The following is an 18321-nucleotide window of genomic DNA, read 5'->3' as shown; positions in this document are numbered from 1 at the left end:
GTTTATCTCCTTTCAGAAACCGGCGGCACTGCCGTTGCTGCGCGGATCGCTCGCGCCTTCCAGCATGCCGTTAATGTGACGCACAATCGCACCGGCGTGACCGACGGCTTCGCTGTAGTCCGGCAGCAGTTCAACCTCATGACCAAGCTGGCGCAGTTGTTCTACTGTTTCTGGCGCGAAACGGCCCTCCAGCTTCAGCGAATCAGAGCTCTGGCCCCAGGTACGGCCCAGCAGCCAGCGTGGAGCACTTACCGCCTGTTGCAGCGGTACGCCTTGCAATACGTGGCGGGTAAAAATCGCCGCCTGGGTTTGTGGCTGCCCATCGCCCCCCATTGATCCATACACCATCACCCGGCCATCTTTCAGACGGGCGGCAGCAGGATTGAGCGTATGGAACGGCTGTTTACCCGGTGCTAATGCCAGCAAGTGGTGCGGATCGAGGCTAAACGCTGCGCCACGGTTCTGCCAGGTAATCCCGCTATCTGGGATCACCACGCCGCTGCCAAATTCATGATAGATACTTTGAATAAACGACACCGCCAGTCCACTGCTGTCCATCACACCCATCCAGACCGTATCTCCAGGCCCACGTCCGGTGCCCCACGGGCTGGCACGATCGTCATCGATCCCGGCAGCAAAGGTCGCCAGTTGATCGCCATCCAGTATGGCTTGCAGATCTTCTGTGACGTGGCGTGGATCGGTAATGTGTTGATCGCGCAGGCTGAAGGCCTGTTTTGTGGCCTCGACAATGCGGTGTACCGTGTGCGCCTCATCGGCCTCGGCCATCGCGAGGTGATCGGTGATCCCAAGAATAGACAGTGAAACCAGTCCCTGAGTCGGAGGCGCGACATTCCAGATATCGCCCTCGCTGTGTTTCAGATGCAGAGGCTGGGTGCGACGCGCACGCTGCTGCTGTAAATCCTCCAGGGTGATTGGCATACCCAAAGCAGAAAAACCGCGCGCCAGTTGGTGTGCCAGCGGGCCGCGATAGAAACTGGCTAAACCCTCTTCGCTGAGTTGAGACAACGTGCGCGCCAGCGCCGGTTGGGTGAAACGACTGCCTGGGCGCGGCACTTCGCCATCTGGCAGGTAGGTCTCGGCAAAGCCCGGCTGATGCTGGAGTTCAGCACGCTTGCTGGCGGTGGCAGCCGCTTGTGAGGCAGTGACCGGAATCCCGTCGGCAGCGTAACGGATGGCATCACGCAGCAGGCGCGGCAGAGGCAGGCTTCCGCCGCCCAGTTCCTGCGCCAGTTGTAGCGCTTCGTCCCAGCCGCTGACCGTGCCCGCTACGGTTAGCGCGGCTTTTGGCCCACGATGCGGAATGGTGCGCTCACCGTGATAAAAATCCGGGTGGGCCAGCGAGCCTGCGGCCCCGCTGGCGTCAATGGCGATCGGCTCGCCCTGAGGCGGCACCACCAGCCAGAAGCTATCACCGCCCAGCCCATTCATATGCGGGTAGACCACTGCAATGGTGGCGGCAGCGGCGACCATCGCCTCCAGCGCGTTTCCGCCCTCACGCAGTACCGCCAGGGCACTTTCACTGGCGAGATGATGAGGTGTGACCGCCATGCCCAACGGCGCCATATTACTCTGAATCATGATGATCTCTTTTTCATAGGGTGACAGGGTGAGTAAGCAAGAGCTGTTCCAGGTTGATGCAAATGTGCAAGCGGCATCAACCTGGATCAATTTATGCTAGGTTGTGCTGAAACGAAAGTTACAGGAACGGCGATGAAACAACTTGATGAACGGCTGCGCGAGCACTATTCCCAGCTTTCCCCGCAGGAACAGCGGATTGCAGACTTTGTTTTCGACCATTTTGACGACCTGATCAGCTACAACAGTGCTGAGCTGGCGCGTCTGAGCGGGGTTTCCAAGGCGACGGTGAGCCGACTGTTTAAGCGCCTGGGCTATGAGAAGTACAAAGACATGCGCGATGAGCTGCGTATTCTGCGTCAGAGCGGTATGCCGTTAACGGACAACCGAGATGCAGTGCAGGGCAACACGCTGTTAGCACGCCATTACAAACAGGAAATGGCCAACCTGACGCAGTGGATCAATAGCATTGATGCCCGGCAGTTTGCCGAGGTAATCAGCGCGATGGCGCAGGCCAGACGGGTATTTATCATTGGGATGCGCAACGCCTATCCGGTCGCGCTGCACCTGCGCCAGCAGCTGTTGCAGGCGCGCCAGCAGGTACACATTTTGCCGCAGCCCGGCCAGACGCTGGCGGAAGAGTTGGTGGATATTACCCCGGACGATCTGGTGATTGTGATGGCATTCCGTCGCCGCCCACGCCTGATTCGCCCACTGATGCAGCAGTTACAGCAGAGCGAGATCCCGCTGCTGGTGCTGTGTGAACCGCAGGCGCAAAGCGTGTTGAACCTGGCGCGCTGGCAGCTGTGCGCCCCGCTGGACAGCGTTTCGGCCTTTGACAGCTACTCCTCCGCCATGAGCCTGATCAACCTGCTGGCAAATGCACTGCTGCATGAACTTTTAACCGAAGGTCGGCAAAGAATTCACCAGATTGCTCACCTGTATCAGCAGTTGGATGAGCTGGAACAGCGATAACAGGGCGCAATATTGGTGCATTGCACCATTATGATTCACACCACTAAAGCGGGCTTTTGGCCCGTTTTTTTATTTACCGCCAGTAAAACAGGCAACTATTGCACGCTGAGTCATTTGTTTCAGTTGGCACAACAGTTGCAAATGATTTGATCAAGAATCTTTTGTTTCATGTTTATTGACCGGGGTGCATAATGAAAAAAGTCGTGATGGCAGTGATCGGTGCAGCGCTGATGATGGCTCAGACAGGAGCCGCCTTGGCGGACCAGCTACAGGATATTGAAAAACGGGGTGTGATTCGTGTGGCAGTGCCACAAGATTTCCCGCCGTTTGGATCGGTCGGGACCGATCTGCAACCACAGGGTTATGACATCGACACCGCGAAATACATCGCACAGCAGATGAAAGTAAAACTGCAACTGGTGCCGGTCTCCAGCGCTAACCGCGTGCCCTACCTGCAAACCGACAAAGTCGATCTGGTGATCTCCAGCATGGGGAAAAACCCGGAGCGTGAGCGAGTGATTGATTTTACCAACGCCTACGCGCCTTTCTTCCTTGGGGTCTTTGGCCCACAGGGTGAAGCGCTGAAAGATGCCGCTGCGCTGAGTGGAAAAACCATCGGTGTTACGCGTGGTGCGGTGGAAGATATGGTGCTGAGCAGCGTAGCGCCGAAAGATGCCAGCATTAAGCGCTATGAAGATAACAACACCACGCTGTCGGCTTACTTGTCTGGTCAGGTGCAGTATGTGGCGACAGGGAACCTGGTGGTGGCCGCAATTGCACGCCAAAATCCACAGAAAGCGCCAGTAGCGCAGTTCATGCTGAAAGACTCGCCTTGCTACATCGGCCTGAAAAAGAATGAAGATGGACTGAAGACGAAGCTGAATGCGGTGATTGCGCAGGGTATTAAAGACGGCACCCTGAACAAACTCTCCGAAGAGTGGTTGAAAGCGCCGCTGCCTGCCAATCTCGGCGCGTAAGGGCGGGCATGATGGGGCAACTTAACTTTCCCGCCCTGTTGCCCTACTGGCCGGAGCTCCTTTCCGGCCTGTGGGTCACGGTGCAGATCTCGCTGTTAGCGACGATAGGTGGTGTCAGCCTTGGCATTTTCGGTGCGGCGTTGCGCAGTGGCCGCCCGAGTGTGTTGAGCCGTGTATGGGGGCTGTATGTCGAGCTGATTCGCAACACACCGTTTGTGGTACAGCTGTTTTTCATTGTGTTTGGTTTGCCCAATCTCGGGCTGAAGCTGACGGCAGGTGAAGCGGCGCTGCTGGCGATGATTATCAATCTCGCGGCCTACAGCACTGAAATCATTCGTGCCGGGATTCAGGTCACCCCCAAGGGGCAGTGGGAAGCCGGGCGCGTACTGGGTCTGACGCGCAGCCAGACTTTCCTGCGAGTGGTGCTACCACCTGCATTGCAGCGCATTTATCCGGCGTTGGTGAGCCAGTGCATTATTGTGATGCTGGGCTCGTCGGTGGTGTCGCAGGTGTCGTATGAGGAACTGACGTTCTCGGCCAGCCTGATCCAGTCACGCACATTTTTGAGCTTTGAAGTTTATCTGGTGACCACGCTGATCTACCTGGCGTTGTCGATAGCGATGCGTCAGCTGTTAATGGCGGTCGGGCGTAAGTGGGTAGGAGTACAGCCGTCATGAGCACCTTTACCGATTGGGACATCGTGCGCAATCTACTGCTGGCGGCACGCTGGACGTTGCTACTGTCGCTGGTGGCCTTTTTCGGCGGCACGGTGGTGACTTTACCGCTGCTGTTTTTACGTTTGTTAAACCGGCCGTGGCTGACGCGCCTGGTGCGCGCTTATGCGGGATTGTTTCAGGGTACGCCACTGCTGATGCAGCTGTTTCTCGCCTTCTTTGGCGTGGCACTGTTTGGTATTGATGTCTCACCGTGGACCGCCGCTTCGCTGGCGTTGACCTTCTACACCAGCGCTTTTCTGGTGGATATCTGGTACGGCAGTATCCGTGCGTTGCCAAAAGGGCAGTGGGAAGCGTCTCGCTGTCTCGGCCTGAGCTTCGGCCAAACGCTGTTCCGCGTGGTGGCACCCCAGGCTATGCGCATCGCCATAGCGCCCACGGTGGGCTTTGCCGTACAGGTGATTAAAGGCACCGCGTTGGCTTCAATCATCGGTTTTATTGAGCTAACCAAAGCCGGCACCATCCTTAACAACGTGACTTATCAGCCGTTTAAGGTGTTTGGTTTGGTCGCGCTGGGCTACTTCCTGATGTGTTATCCGCTGTCGCGTTACAGCCAGTTCCTGGAGAAAAAATTCAATGCCGCTCATCACCATTAATCAGGTACAGAAGTATTACGGCACTAACCATGTGTTGAAAGGCGTGGATCTGGATATCGAGATGGGTGAAGTGATCTCCATTATCGGCCGTAGCGGTTCAGGCAAAAGCACCCTGTTGCGTTGCATGAATGGCCTTGAGGGCTATCAGGAAGGCAGCATTAAGCTGGGCGGTATGACCATTACCGATCGTGAATCACAAGCGCGCGATATCAGCCGCTCGGTTGGCATGGTGTTCCAGAACTTCAACCTGTTCCCGCACATGACCGCCCTGGAAAACGTGATGTTGGCACCGCGCCGGGTTTTAAAGAAAAGCGAAGCGGAGTGCCGCGAGCTGGCGGCAAAAATGCTGGAGAAAGTCGGCCTGGGTGAACGCCTGAATTACTACCCGGCTAACCTCTCCGGCGGCCAACAGCAGCGTGTAGCCATTGCGCGCGCGCTGGCAATGTCACCCAAAGTGTTGCTGTGTGATGAGATCACCTCTGCACTCGATCCTGAGCTGGTCGGCGAGGTGCTGAAAGTGCTGGAGCAATTAGCTGCTGAGGGCATGACGCTGATCCTCGTCACCCATGAAATGAATTTTGCCCGTGATGTGGGCGACCGCGTGGTCTTTATGCATCAGGGGCGCGTCTGGGAGCAGGGCGACAGCAAGACGCTGTTTGCCAATCCGCAGAGCGCAGAGCTGAAACAGTTTATCTCTACCGTGCGCCTGTAAGCGCGCAGATTACAAGGAATTCACCATGGATATCACCCAATTCGCACAACTCAATCCACCGCAGCGCCTGCTGATGGGCCCAGGTCCGATCAACGCCGATCCGCGTGTGTTACGCGCCATGTCGAGCCAACTGCTCGGCCAGTACGATCCGGCCATGACGCACTACATGAACGAGGTGATGGCGCTTTACCGTGGTGTGTTCCGCACTGAAAACCGCTGGACGCTGCTGATCGACGGCACTTCCCGTGCGGGCATTGAAGCAATTCTTCTCTCTGCTATTCGTCCGGGCGACAAAGTGCTGGTGCCGGTGTTTGGCCGCTTTGGTCATTTGCTGTGTGAGATCGCCCGCCGCTGCCGTGCGGAAGTGCATACGATTGAGGTGCCGTGGGGCGAAGTTTTCACGCCAGACCAGATTGAAGATGCGATCAAAAAAGTGCAGCCACGCCTGCTGCTCACCGTGCAGGGCGATACCTCAACCACCATGTTGCAACCGCTGGAAGAGCTGGGCGCAATCTGCAAAAAGTATGGCGTGTTGTTCTATACCGATGCGACAGCGTCGCTGGGTGGCAATGCGCTAGAGACGGACGCCTGGGGACTGGATGCCGTGTCCGCCGGGATGCAAAAGTGTCTGGGTGGCCCGTCGGGCACCTCACCGATCACCCTGAGTCCAGCCATGGAAGCGGTGATCCGCAAACGTAAGTGTGTTGAAGAGGGGATCCGCACCGCCGATCATCAGGACGGCGATGACGAGATGATCTACTCCAACTATTTCGATCTCGGCATGATCATGGACTACTGGGGGCCGGAACGCCTCAACCACCATACTGAAGCCACCACGGCACTGTTCGGTGCTCGTGAATGCGCACGTCTGATGATGCAGGAAGGTCTGGATAACGGCATTGCACGCCATAAGCTGCACGGCGATGCGCTGCTCAAAGGGATTCAGGGCATGGGGCTGGAGACCTTTGGCAACCTGCAACACAAAATGAATAACGTGCTGGGCGTTGTGATCCCAGCCGGTGTGAACGGTGACCAGGTGCGTAGTCTGATGCTGAATGACTTCGGCATTGAGATCGGCACTTCGTTTGGCCCGCTGCACGGCAAAGTGTGGCGCATTGGGACAATGGGCTACAACGCGCGTAAAGACTGTGTGATGCAGACGCTGAGTGCGCTGGAATCGGTGCTGACACACGTTGGTTTCCGCTCACCACAAGGTGCTGCAATGCAGGCAGCGTGGGATCACTACGGGAGCCAGGCATGATGACACCCCTGATGAGCGCCAGTGCAGCGCAGTTGGCCGCAACGCGCGTGATGGCGCGTTGTGATGCGCTGGCAGAGATCAGCGAGAGCGCCACTGGCCTGACCCGCGTTTATCTGTCACCGGAGCATTTGCGTGCCAATACGCGTGTCGGCGAATGGATGCAGGCGGCGGGCATGCGCGTCTGGCAGGATGAAGTCGGCAATATCTGCGGTCGCTATGAGGGCACTGAGCCTGGCGCTCAGGCACTCTTGTTAGGCTCGCATCTGGATACTGTGCGTAATGCAGGCCGCTACGATGGCATGCTGGGCGTACTCAGTGCGATTGAAACCGTGCAGTGGCTGCATGACCAGCAGCTACGCCTGCCGCTGGCGATAGAAATTATCGGCTTTGGCGATGAAGAAGGCACGCGGTTCGGTATTACGTTATTAGGCAGCCGTGGCATTTGCGGCACCTGGCCGCAGGGCTGGTTAGAGCAGCAAGATGCCGCAGGGATTAGCGTGGCACAGGCGCTGCAAGATGCCGGTCTGAATGGCACAACTATTGCGCAGGCCGCACGTGAGGTGAGCAGCATTAAAGCTTACCTGGAGCTGCACATTGAGCAGGGGCCGTGTCTGGAGCAGGAAGATTTAGCGCTCGGCGTGGTGACGGCAATCAACGGCGCACGACGGCTAAACTGCACCTTTATCGGTGAGGCCGGACATGCAGGCACGGTACCGATGAGCCATCGTAAAGATGCCCTGGCCGCCGCCGCAGAATGGATGCTGTACATCGAGCAGACCACGCAGCAGCAGGGGCCACAGCTGGTGGCAACGGTAGGAACGCTAAGCTGTGCGCCGGGCGCGGTGAATGTGATCCCCGGTGAGGTGCAGCTATCGCTGGATATTCGCGGTCCGCAGGACGATCCGCTGGCGCAGTTGCTTTCAACCCTGCTGGCGCAGGGGGAAATTATTGCACAGCGTCGTGGGGTGCATTTTGCTGCCGCAGAGTATTACGGGATTGCCGCCACGGCTTGCGATCCTGACTTGCAGCGAGCGCTGGGACAGGCGGTTGAGCAGGTACAGGGGCGGACACTGGCATTGCCAAGCGGGGCGGGTCATGATGCGATCGCGATTGCCGAACGCTGGCCGGTAGGGATGCTATTTGTGCGCAACCATCGCGGTATTAGCCATCATCCTGATGAATCCGTCCAGCCAGCGGATGTGGCTTGTGGTGTACAAGCGTACTTACAGGCGGTGAGCGCGTTGGCGCAGGCTTAAGGAACTATAATGGATCTATCCCGATTCAATACGTTACCGCAAGACGCAGCCCTGGCTGCAATTGCCCACTGCGTTGCGCTGCCAGAGTGGCAGCAGGCGCTGGTAACAGGGCGACCTTACGCCAGTCCGGCGGTCTTACTGGCTGCGGCAGCAGAGCTTTCACAGGCGTGGCAGGCTGCTGAGCTTACTGCTGCGTTAGCAGCACACCCGCGCATTGGTGAACGAGCGGCTGGGCAAGAAAAAGAAGCGGCATTGTCGCGCAGCGAGCAGTCGGCAATGAGTGACGCAGACAGCGCGTTGAAGCAGGCGATGGCGGCGGGAAATCAGGCTTATGAAGCGCGTTTTGGCCGGGTATTTTTGATTCGTGCTAAAGGGCGTAGTGGTGAGGAGATGCTGGCGCAGTTACAGCGCCGGCTGGGCTTAGATGACGACAGTGAGCGGCAGGAAGCGCTGGAGCAGTTGCGTGAAATTACCCTGCTGCGGCTTAAGGAGAGCATTACGTGAGCACCATAACCACCCATATTCTCGATACGGCGCTGGGCAAACCGGCTATTAACGTGGCGGTTTCGCTGGAGCAGAACAGCCCAGAGGGCTGGCTACCGTTAACTCAGGGTTGTACAGACAGCGATGGCAGGATCAAAGATTTGACGCCAGAGCCGCTGACGCCCGGTCATTACCGGTTGATCGCCGAAATTGGCGACTATTTCGCGAAGTCAGGCCGTGATGCTCTGTACGTCAGTGCGCAAATCGATTTTGTGATTGCCGCGACCGGCAGCCACTACCATCTGCCGTTTATTATTTCTCCCTGGTCGTGGTCAACTTATCGCGGTAGCTAAGCTTTTTGCGCTGTTTCTAAGATATTGTCTATCAAATCCGTTGGTTCATTCAAATATCTTCATAAAGAAGATGTAGATAATGTAGGGACATTCACTGGAAGCCAACGGAGTATGATATGAGCACGTCCAACGATAACAACAACACTGCCGCAGCCGGTAAATGCCCCTTTCATCATGGGCAGTCAGAAGAACAAAGCCCTCCAGCGCGTAGCGCGGGTGGTGGCACCACCAGCAGTGACTGGTGGCCTAATGCGCTGCGCATCGATCTGCTAAATCAACACTCAAACCGCTCTAACCCGTTGGGTGCGGACTTCAACTACCGCACGGAGTTCAGCAAACTCGACTACTCCGCGCTGAAAGGCGATATCCGAGCTCTCCTGACCGACTCACAGTCATGGTGGCCAGCCGACTGGGGCAGCTACATTGGGCTGTTCATTCGCATGGCGTGGCACAGCGCCGGTACTTACCGCACCATTGATGGCCGTGGCGGTTCTGGCCGTGGACAGCAGCGTTTTGCTCCGCTGAACTCATGGCCAGATAACGTCAGTCTGGATAAAGCACGCCGTCTGCTGTGGCCAATCAAACAGAAATATGGCCAGAAAATTTCCTGGGCCGATCTCTATATTCTGGCGGGTAACGTCGCGCTGGAGAATTCGGGCTTCCGTACCTTTGGTTTTGCCGCCGGACGTGAAGACGTGTGGGAACCGGACCTGGATGTGAACTGGGGTGATGAGAAAGAGTGGCTGGCGCATCGCCATCCTGAAAGTCTTGCCAATGCACCGCTCGGGGCCACTGAAATGGGCCTGATCTACGTCAACCCAGAAGGCCCGGAAGCCAGTGGTAATCCTGCTTCTGCCGCGCCTGCGATCCGTGCGACCTTTGGCAACATGGGCATGAACGATGAAGAGATCGTGGCACTGATTGCCGGTGGACATACGCTGGGTAAAACCCACGGTGCGGGTGCAGCCAGTCACGTTGGGGCAGACCCAGAAGCCGCACCGTTGGAAGCGCAAGGCCTGGGTTGGCAGAGCAGCTATGGCAGCGGTGCCGGGGCGGATGCCATTACCTCAGGTCTGGAAGTGATCTGGTCACAGACGCCGACCCAGTGGAGTAACTACTTCTTCGAAAACCTGTTCAAATATGAGTGGGTACAGACACACAGCCCAGCGGGTGCGATTCAGTTTGAAGCCGTGGATGCAGGCGATATTATCCCCGATCCGTTTGATCCGGCGAAAAAACGCAAGCCAACCATGTTGGTGACCGATCTGACGCTGCGTTTCGATCCTGAGTTCGAGAAGATTTCGCGTCGGTTCCTCAACGATCCTCAGGCGTTTAATGAAGCCTTTGCGCGTGCGTGGTTCAAACTGACTCACCGCGATATGGGGCCAAAAGCACGTTACATCGGTCCGGAAATTCCAAAGGAAGATCTGCTGTGGCAAGACCCGCTGCCAGCGGCGATCCATCAGCCAACCCGCGCGGATATCGACAGCCTTAAAGTGGCAATTGCCTCTTCAGGTCTGAGCGTGAGTGAACTGGTTTCTGTCGCCTGGGCCTCCGCCTCAACTTACCGTGGCGGTGACAAACGCGGTGGTGCCAACGGTGCACGTCTGGCACTCGCTCCGCAAATCGACTGGCCGGTCAATGCGAAAGTGAAACCGGTAGTGGCGACGTTGCAGCAGCTGCAACAAGCCTCTGGCAAAGCCTCACTGGCAGATGTGATTGTGCTGGCCGGTGTTGTGGGTATTGAACAAGCCGCCGCTGCGGCTGGCGTGAGTGTGCAGGTGCCATTTACTCCAGGCCGTGTGGATGCGACTCAGGATCAGACCGATGTTGAGGCGTTTGATCTGCTGCAACCGCTGGCAGATGGTTTCCGTAACTATCGCCGCGTCCAGGGGGGATCATCAACCGAAACCCTGCTGGTGGATAAAGCACAGCAGCTGACGCTGACCGCACCTGAACTGACGGTGTTGGTGGGTGGCCTGCGCGTGTTGGGCGCTAACTTTGACGACAGCGAGCAGGGCATCTTTACCGATCGCGTGGGTGTCTTGAGCAATGACTTCTTCGTCAATCTGTTAGATATGCGCACCCAGTGGCTGGCGAAAGAGGGGAATGTCGAGCTGTTTGAGGGCCGCAGCCGCCTGGATGGCAGCGTACTGTACAGCGCAACCCGTGCCGATCTGGTGTTTGGTTCCAACGCCATTCTGCGTGCCCTGGCTGAAGTGTACGCCAGCAGCGATGCGCAGCAGAAGTTTGTGAATGACTTCGTGGCGGCCTGGACCAAAGTGATGGAGCTGGATCGCTTTGACCTGCTGTAACCGAAGCTAAAAATAATCAGCCCGCTGTGAAGCGGGCTTTTTTATGCGTGGCGATCAGTTGAGCGTGAAATCATCCGCATCGCGCCATGCCGGGAAGCGCTCACGATAGGCATGTAGCTCTGTCAGGCTCAGGTCAGCATCGATCCGTGCTGGCTGGCCTGGGGCTGCGCTGCCGACAATTTCACCCAGCGGGGAGATCACCTGACTGTCACCGCTGTACTCAAGGCCTTTGGCATCAGTACCTACGCGGTTTACACCCGCAACGTAAGCCTGATTTTCAATCGCACGCGCCATGAGCAGAGCCTGCCAGTGATGGCTACGGGCACTTGGCCAGTTGGCCACATAGAGCGCCAGGTCGTAGTCATTACGGTTACGGGCAAACACCGGGAAGCGCAGGTCATAGCAGATCAGCGGCAGGATGCGGCAGCCGCGCCACTCAAAGACAATACGCTCATGACCCGCGTGGTAGTGGTGGTGTTCATCACCCATACGGAACAGATGGCGTTTATCGTAGCTGTGGACCTGGCCGTTGGGTTCCACCAGCAGGAAGCGATTGACCGCCCCTTGTTCCGTTTGAATGGCCACACTTCCGCCGATCAAGGCATCGAGGCGCGCAGCGTGGCCGTGTAGCCAGGCAATCACTTCTGCTTCTGGTAACGAACTCTGCGCCGCTTCCATCGCGAAGCCGGTGGTGAACATTTCTGGCAGCACAATCAGATCGCGCCCGGTGACATTCTCCAGTACCCGATCAAAATGCTGTAGGTTAGCTGCGCCATCCATCCAGCTCAGCACTTCCTGTAATACGGTGACTTTTAGAGTTGACATAAACGTTCCGCAGCGGCGTCAAGCGTCGCTTCTTGTTTAGCGAAGCACAGGCGAATGAGCTTGTGCGGGAAGGGGCCAGCGCAGAATACCGAGAGGGGGATCGCCGCGACGCCGGCCTCTTTCGTCAGCCACTGGCAGAAGCTGACATCATCCAGATCGGAGATGGCGCTGTAATCGGCCAGCAGGAAATAGGTACCTTCGCAGGGCAGCACTTTGAACCGGCTACCCGCCAGTCCCTGAATCAGGCGATCGCGCTTAGCACGGTAAAACGCAGGCAGTTCACGGTAGTGCTCAGGATGCTGGCGCAGCATGTCGGCGATCGCCAGTTGGGCAGGTGTGTTCACCGAGAAGGTGATGTACTGATGCACTTTACGGATTTCAGCGCTGAGCGCGGCAGGTGCCACGCAGTAGCCCACTTTCCAGCCGGTCATATGGAAGGTTTTGCCAAAGGAAGAGACGGCAATCGCGCGTGCGCGTAGGGCCTCATGTGCCAGCACGCTGGCATGTCCACGCTCATCAAAACAGATGTGTTCGTAGACCTCATCACTCAATACGTAGGTTTCCTGGTTGGCGATAGCCTGCCACAGCGCGTCATAGTCGCTGCGCTGCCACACCGTAGCGGAAGGATTATGCGGCGTATTGAGGATAACCAGACGGGTTTTTTCTGATAACAACGCACTGAACTCGCGCCAGTCAACCTGGAACGCAGGAGGCTGTAGCGTGAGGGTTTTTAGTACGCCACCGGCCAGTTTGATGGCGGGGGCATAGCTGTCGTAGCTGGGATCGAAGCAGATGACTTCATCGCCGGGCCTGACCAGCGCAGTGATGGCCGCATAGAGCGCTTCGGAGGCACCCGCCGTGACGGTGATGTCACTGTTTACATCGGGATGATGACCATACAGTTCGGCGGTTTTTTCTGCGATAGCTTCGCGCAGCGGCAGCGCTCCGGTCATCGGGGCATACTGGTTAGCACCCTGACTCACGTGAAACGCCAGGCGTTCCTGTAGATAGCCTGGACCATCGAAATCCGGGAAGCCTTGTGACAAGTTGATCGCGTTGTGCTGCTGCGCCAGTGCACTCATCTGGGTGAAAATCGTGGTGCCGAGTTGTGGCAGCTTGCTTTCGGGAATCAGGTTGTGCAACGTCATTATTATTTAGCCTTTGTCGCGTATGTCGGTCCGTAGTAAAGCCCTGTTGCTGCTACTATAAACAGGATGATAATATTTGGCAATCGAGACGCTTAGACGTCTAAATCAACCCGATTAGAGGCCTGTATTCCGATGACTACCCCCTCTCAGCTCGAACAGCTTATTGCTGCCTGCCACTGGATTGGTCAGAAAGGTTGGTCGCCAGCCACCGGCGGAAATATGTCCATCCGTCAGGACGAAACCCACTGTTTGCTCAGTGAGTCCGGGAAAGATAAGGGCAGCCTGACCGGGGATGATTTTATTCCCGTGGTCATTGCGTCTAATCATGCCCCTTCTGGCCGTCAGCCTTCGGCAGAAACCGGCCTGCATACCTTGATTTACCGACTGTTCCCGGAAGCGGGGGCGGTGTTGCATATTCATACCGTGAATGCGACGGTGCTGTCGCGCATTGAGAAGGGGGCAGCGCTGGCGTTGAGTGGTTATGAGATGCAGAAAACCCTGCGTGGGCAGACCAGTCATGAGGCGACGGTGTTGATTCCGGTGTTCGATAACGATCAGAACATTGCCCGGTTAGTGACGGAGATTGAAGACTCTGCGCGTCATCAGCCGCTGAAGTATGGTTTTTTGCTGCGCGGCCACGGTTTGACCTGCTGGGGAAGAGATGTCGCTGAGGCGCGTCGTCAGTTGGAAGGCCTGGAATTTTTATTTGAGTGTGAAGTGCAACGACGCCTGCTGGAGGGCTGATGATTCGCGCAATTGTGACTGATATTGAAGGAACCACCAGCGATATTCGTTTCGTGCATAACGTGTTGTTCCCGTTTGCACGTGAGCACCTGGCGGGATTTATAGAGCAGCATCACAACGACGCTGAGGTCGCTGCTGCGTTGGAAGCCGTGCGGGTTGAAGCGGGAGAAGCAGAGGCTTCCCTTGCGCGTTTGACAGAGATCTTACTTGGCTTTATGGATGAAGATCGCAAGTCGACCGGGCTTAAGGCGTTGCAGGGCATGATTTGGCGTGCCGGGTACGAGAAGGGCAGTTTTCGCGGCCATCTGTATGCGGATGTGTTGCCGGCCTTGCAGCAGTGGAAGTCTCAGGGGATTGATTTATATGTATATTCCTCAGGCTCGGTGGCGGCGCAAAAATTGTTATTTGGCTACAGTGATGCAGGTGATATTACTGGTTTGTTCAGTGGTTATTTCGATACCCATGTGGGTACGAAGCGTGAAGTCGGCGCTTATCAAAATATTGCCGCGCAGATTGGCGTACCGCCTGAACAGTTGTTGTTTTTATCTGATATTCACCAGGAGCTGGATGCGGCCAGTGCAGCAGGCTGGAATAGCGTGCAGTTAATTCGTGGCGAAGCCGACACCCAGAGTCGCCATCGCCAGGTCAGCCATTTTGCCCAGATTTTCCCGGAGTCCGTTTAGTATGAGTGCACTGACGATTTTTTCTGATACCGAAGCCAGCCAGCCGGTGTGGCACAGTACCGATGCCAATGAGATTCAGCAGCGTTTGAATGCCAAAAATGTGCGTTTCGAGCGCTGGGAAGCCGATCGTGACCTGGGGGATAACCCGGATGCGGAGACGGTGATCAAAGCCTATCAGCACGCTATCGATCGTTTAGTTGCAGAGAAGGGCTATCAGAGCTGGGATGTGCTAAGCATGCGCGCGGATAACCCACAGAAAGAGGTACTGCGCACGAAGTTCCTGAATGAGCATACCCACAGCGAAGATGAAGTGCGCTTCTTTGTTGAAGGGGCTGGCCTGTTTTGTCTGCATATTGGCAATGAGATTTATCAGGTGCTGTGTGAGAAGAACGATCTGATTTCCGTGCCAGAAGGGACGCCGCACTGGTTTGATATGGGTTCACAGCCGCATTTCACCGCCATCCGTATTTTCGATAACCAGGAAGGTTGGATCGCCAACTTTACCGGTGACGATATTGCGGATGCCTATCCGCGCCTCGCGTAAAATCGGGGGTAATGACTGGCAAGCCACTGGGGATGCAGGCGGCAGCCAGACTCCTTTAGCAGGCTGTACCTGTTGACTGTATGTTGAGAAGCTGCTGTGGGTTCAGGTGGCAGGTCAGACAATGGGGGGTATGACTGCAAAGGAACCTGCATCCTGCGATCCGCTGGCACATCCATGTGCCAGAGGCATTTGCTGTCATACCCCCCACCATCTTCCCAACAGCAGCAGTGCGGCTGTCAGAAGCCCGAGCCCTTGGTGAGTTTTAATACTCATCTTCCAGACGGCCTACTTTCAGGCAACAGCATCGTATGGATTTCGGAGGGCAGGGTAATCGGAGCGAGCCACGTCGCAGCCCGATTGCCCTGACAGGCCGAGGCATCTCGGTTTCACAGGCGAGTGTTTTGACCTTTTTAAGCGTGTGCTGAGAAGCCGCTGTGGGTTCAGGTGGCAGGTCAGACAATGGGGGGTATGACTGCTTCGGTCCCCGTATCCCTACGATCCGCTGGCACATCCATGTGCCAGAGGCATTTGCTGTCATACCCCCCATCATCTTCCCTGTAGCTGCAATGCGGCTGTCAGAGGCCCGTGCGGTTTGCCGCTTTTAGCACAGGATTGCTGGCAATATTTTCTCAGGCAAAACAACGCTACGGATTTCGGAGGGCAGGGGGATCGGAGCGAGCCACGTCGCAGTGCACTGAACCCGATTCCCCTGACAGGCCGAGGTATCTCGGTTTCACAGACGATTGCCTTGACCTTGACCTCAACCTTACGGCTGAAAAATTCCCGCTTTCACCTGCTCTGGTGTGACTACGCCGCTGTCCAGCACCCAACCGCTGATCAGTGCTGCTGGTGTCACATCAAAGGCCGGGTTAAACACGCGGGCATTTTGCGGTGCCCACTGCACGCTACCGAAACTCCCGGAAACGCCGGTCACTTCGCTGGCAGCACGTTGCTCGATAGGAATCGCCGCCCCCTCCGGACAGTGGCGATCCAGCGTGGTTTGCGGCGCAGCAACGTAAAACGGGATCTGGTGATAGTGGGCCAATACCGCCAGACTATAAGTACCGATCTTATTCGCTGCATCACCATTCGCTGCAATACGATCTGCACCGACCCAAACCGCATCCACTTCGCCTGCGGCCATCAGGCTGGCAGCCATGGAATCGGTAATCAACTGATAGGGCACCTGCAACTCGCCTAACTCCCATGCGGTTAAACGGCCGCCTTGCAACAGCGGGCGCGTCTCATCTACCCACACGTTAACGACATTCCCTTGCTGATGCGCGCGGGCAATCACGCCAAGTGCAGTCCCCACACCCGCAGTGGCTAAACCACCGGTATTACAGTGGGTTAACAGCTTGCTGCCGGGCTTGACTAACGTACTGCCTGCGGTGGCAATCGCCTCGCATAACTGCTTATCTTCCTCGACCAAACGCCACGCTTCCTGCGTCATTGCTGCCACAAAATCAGACTGAGCCAACGCCAGCTTCATGCGATCCAGATTATTCATCAGGTTTACGGCGGTAGGACGTGAGGCGCGCAACACCTCCAGCGACTCGGCTAACTGCTGGCGCGACAGGCCTTGCCCGGCCAACAGGGCTAACAGCAATGAGGCCGAAAGGCCAATCAGTGGCGCACCGCGCACGCGCAGAGCATGAATATGACTGACTAACTGGGCCACATCATGGGCGGGCAGCCAGTTCTGCTGCTGAGGCAAAGCCTGCTGATCGAGGATCCACAGCTGATTATCACGAACCCATAAACTGGTGGTGCGAAGTGTCTGCATTGGTATCAAATCCATATTGCGCGAATGGGGTTTATTGTGCCAACATGCTCATCGGAAGTATAGACGTCTGAACGGCTTATTAAAATCAAACCAGAGGAACAGGCAATGTCACAATACCGTACGTTCACCGCCGCTGATGCCGTGGAATATGCGAAACAATTTGGCGGACTGGACAATCCTTCTGTACTGACCAGTGCAGAGGAAGTGGGTGATGGCAACCTCAACCTGGTATTTAAAATCTTCGACCAGCAAGGTGTCAGCCGTATCGTTGTTAAGCAGGCTCTGCCCTATGTACGCTGCGTGGGAGAATCCTGGCCATTAACGCTGGATCGGGTGCGCCTGGAAGCTGAAACGCTGATTGAACACTACAAATATGCGCCACAGCATACGGTCAAGGTGCTGCACTATGATGCAGAACTGGCGGTTATGGTGATGGAAGACCTCTCCGATCACAAAATCTGGCGTGGCGAGCTGGTAAAAGGCGTTTACTACCCACAAGCGGCAGCACAATTGGGTGAATATCTCGCGCAGACACTCTTCCATACGTCTGATTTCTATCTGCATCCCCGCACGAAAAAAGCCGAGGTGGCGCGTTTCACCAACCCGGAACTGTGCGAAATGACCGAAGATCTGTTCTTCAATGAACCCTACATTGTGCATGAGCGCAATGCTTATCCGGTGGCGCTTGAACCCCTGGTTGCCAGCCTGCGCACTGACGATGAACTGCGTATTGCGGTAGCAGGACTCAAACATCACTTCTTTGCACATGCGGAAGCCCTGCTGCATGGCGACATCCATAGCGGATCAATCTTCGTCACGGAAAGCAGCCTGAAAGCGATTGATGCTGAATTTGGCTTCTTCGGGCCGATTGGCTTTGATGTTGGAACGGCGCTGGCAAACTTGCTCATCAACTACTGTGCACTGCCGGGCTTACTGTCTCCGCGTGAAGCGGCGGACGGGCGTGAACAGCGCCTGAAAGAAGTTCAAGGCGTGTGGTTGGCGTTTGCTGAACGCTTCCTCGCGCTGGCAGCCAGTAAAACCACCGACCTTGCGCTGGCCTATCCGGGTTATGCAAAGGCGTTTTTACGTCAGGTATGGACCGATACTGTCGGCTATTGTGGCGTAGAGATTATTCGCCGCACCGTGGGCATTTCTCAGGTGGCGGACATCAAAAATATCACTGACGAAGCGATGCGCCATGAGTGCCTGCGTCACGCCATTACCCTGGGACGGACGTTGATACTGGCGGCTGAACACATTGATGATGCAGAAGCGCTGATTGCGCGTGTACGGCAGGCCGGGTAATCCTCATCAGAAAAAAGGCCAGACGTTG

General features: G+C 56.4%; 18 protein-coding genes. 14 read left to right on the top strand and 4 right to left on the bottom strand.

The annotated features are described in order from the left end of the window. Window positions 1-12 precede the first annotated feature (12 nt). Window positions 13-1599 carry a gamma-glutamyltransferase family protein gene (locus tag F3J40_RS18260; protein WP_167016847.1) on the bottom strand — a complete coding sequence of 529 codons (1587 nt, stop codon included), beginning with the start codon at window positions 1597-1599 and terminating at the stop codon, window positions 13-15. Window positions 1600-1731: 132 nt separating this feature from the next. Between F3J40_RS18260 and hpxU the strand changes: the two genes are divergently transcribed. The 10 genes from hpxU (at window position 1732) to katG (ending at window position 11258) form a co-directional block, all read left to right on the top strand. Continuing rightward, window positions 1732-2571 carry a MurR/RpiR family transcriptional regulator HpxU gene (hpxU, locus tag F3J40_RS18255; protein ID WP_167016845.1) on the top strand — a complete coding sequence of 280 codons (840 nt, stop codon included), beginning with the start codon at window positions 1732-1734 and terminating at the stop codon, window positions 2569-2571. 191 nt (window positions 2572-2762) lie between these two features. Further along, window positions 2763-3548 carry a transporter substrate-binding domain-containing protein gene (locus tag F3J40_RS18250; RefSeq protein WP_167016843.1) on the top strand — a complete coding sequence of 262 codons (786 nt, stop codon included), beginning with the start codon at window positions 2763-2765 and terminating at the stop codon, window positions 3546-3548. 8 nt (window positions 3549-3556) lie between these two features. Beyond that, window positions 3557-4225 (top strand): amino acid ABC transporter permease, encoded by a 669-nt coding sequence (locus F3J40_RS18245; RefSeq protein ID WP_167016841.1) that lies wholly within the window; start codon window positions 3557-3559, stop codon window positions 4223-4225. Then, complete coding sequence (locus tag F3J40_RS18240; RefSeq protein WP_167016839.1) at window positions 4222-4878, top strand: amino acid ABC transporter permease; 657 nt, start codon at window positions 4222-4224, stop codon at window positions 4876-4878. The genes F3J40_RS18245 and F3J40_RS18240 overlap by 4 nt, the downstream gene beginning before the upstream one ends. Continuing rightward, on the top strand, window positions 4859-5590 hold the full coding sequence (locus F3J40_RS18235) for an amino acid ABC transporter ATP-binding protein (protein WP_167016837.1): 732 nt from the start codon (window positions 4859-4861) through the stop codon (window positions 5588-5590). Before F3J40_RS18240 ends, F3J40_RS18235 begins: the two co-directional genes overlap by 20 nt. Window positions 5591-5615: 25 nt before the next feature. Next, on the top strand, window positions 5616-6851 hold the full coding sequence (locus tag F3J40_RS18230; RefSeq protein ID WP_017348008.1) for a pyridoxal-phosphate-dependent aminotransferase family protein: 1236 nt from the start codon (window positions 5616-5618) through the stop codon (window positions 6849-6851). Next, entirely contained in the window at window positions 6848-8107 is a 1260-nt protein-coding gene (hpxK, locus tag F3J40_RS18225; RefSeq protein ID WP_167016835.1) for an allantoate amidohydrolase, read from the top strand. Before F3J40_RS18230 ends, hpxK begins: the two co-directional genes overlap by 4 nt. A 9-nt stretch (window positions 8108-8116) precedes the next feature. Then, entirely contained in the window at window positions 8117-8611 is a 495-nt protein-coding gene (gene uraD, locus F3J40_RS18220) for a 2-oxo-4-hydroxy-4-carboxy-5-ureidoimidazoline decarboxylase (protein ID WP_167016833.1), read from the top strand. Further along, window positions 8608-8943: a hydroxyisourate hydrolase gene (gene uraH / locus F3J40_RS18215; RefSeq protein WP_017348005.1), complete on the top strand. Its 336-nt coding sequence runs from the start codon at window positions 8608-8610 to the stop codon at window positions 8941-8943. The genes uraD and uraH overlap by 4 nt, the downstream gene beginning before the upstream one ends. A 116-nt stretch (window positions 8944-9059) precedes the next feature. Further along, window positions 9060-11258 carry a catalase/peroxidase HPI gene (katG, locus tag F3J40_RS18210; RefSeq protein ID WP_167016831.1) on the top strand — a complete coding sequence of 733 codons (2199 nt, stop codon included), beginning with the start codon at window positions 9060-9062 and terminating at the stop codon, window positions 11256-11258. Between the two features lie 54 nt (window positions 11259-11312). Here katG and F3J40_RS18205 read toward each other — a convergent pair whose 3' ends face one another. Next, on the bottom strand, window positions 11313-12083 hold the full coding sequence (locus tag F3J40_RS18205; protein WP_167016829.1) for an amidohydrolase: 771 nt from the start codon (window positions 12081-12083) through the stop codon (window positions 11313-11315). Continuing rightward, entirely contained in the window at window positions 12071-13231 is a 1161-nt protein-coding gene (locus F3J40_RS18200; protein WP_167016827.1) for a pyridoxal phosphate-dependent aminotransferase, read from the bottom strand. Before F3J40_RS18200 ends, F3J40_RS18205 begins: the two co-directional genes overlap by 13 nt. Before the next feature lie 132 nt (window positions 13232-13363). On the opposite strand from F3J40_RS18200, the gene F3J40_RS18195 reads away from it, so the two are divergent. Genes F3J40_RS18195 through F3J40_RS18185 form a run of 3 tightly spaced genes read left to right on the top strand, consistent with a single transcriptional unit; the run spans window position 13364 to window position 15202 of the window. Then, complete coding sequence (locus tag F3J40_RS18195) at window positions 13364-13975, top strand: methylthioribulose 1-phosphate dehydratase (RefSeq protein WP_167016825.1); 612 nt, start codon at window positions 13364-13366, stop codon at window positions 13973-13975. After that, entirely contained in the window at window positions 13975-14658 is a 684-nt protein-coding gene (gene mtnC / locus F3J40_RS18190; protein ID WP_167016823.1) for an acireductone synthase, read from the top strand. Before F3J40_RS18195 ends, mtnC begins: the two co-directional genes overlap by 1 nt. A gap of 1 nt (window position 14659) precedes the next feature. Further along, the gene (locus F3J40_RS18185) at window positions 14660-15202 is read left to right on the top strand and encodes a 1,2-dihydroxy-3-keto-5-methylthiopentene dioxygenase (RefSeq protein ID WP_017347999.1); all 543 of its coding nucleotides are present in this window, start codon (window positions 14660-14662) and stop codon (window positions 15200-15202) included. A 766-nt stretch (window positions 15203-15968) separates the two neighbouring features. On the opposite strand, the gene mtnA is transcribed toward F3J40_RS18185, so the two are convergent. Further along, window positions 15969-16988: an S-methyl-5-thioribose-1-phosphate isomerase gene (mtnA, locus tag F3J40_RS18180; RefSeq protein ID WP_167016821.1), complete on the bottom strand. Its 1020-nt coding sequence runs from the start codon at window positions 16986-16988 to the stop codon at window positions 15969-15971. 105 nt (window positions 16989-17093) lie between these two features. On the opposite strand from mtnA, the gene mtnK reads away from it, so the two are divergent. Then, entirely contained in the window at window positions 17094-18293 is a 1200-nt protein-coding gene (gene mtnK, locus F3J40_RS18175; protein WP_167016819.1) for an S-methyl-5-thioribose kinase, read from the top strand. Window positions 18294-18321 lie beyond the last annotated feature (28 nt).

Origin of the sequence: Candidatus Pantoea multigeneris (assembly GCF_011752615.1) — a bacterium.
Classification (GTDB): Bacteria; Pseudomonadota; Gammaproteobacteria; order Enterobacterales; family Enterobacteriaceae; genus Pantoea; species Pantoea multigeneris.
Note: the sequence above shows the minus strand (reverse complement) of the source record. Positions and strands in the feature narration are given on the sequence as shown.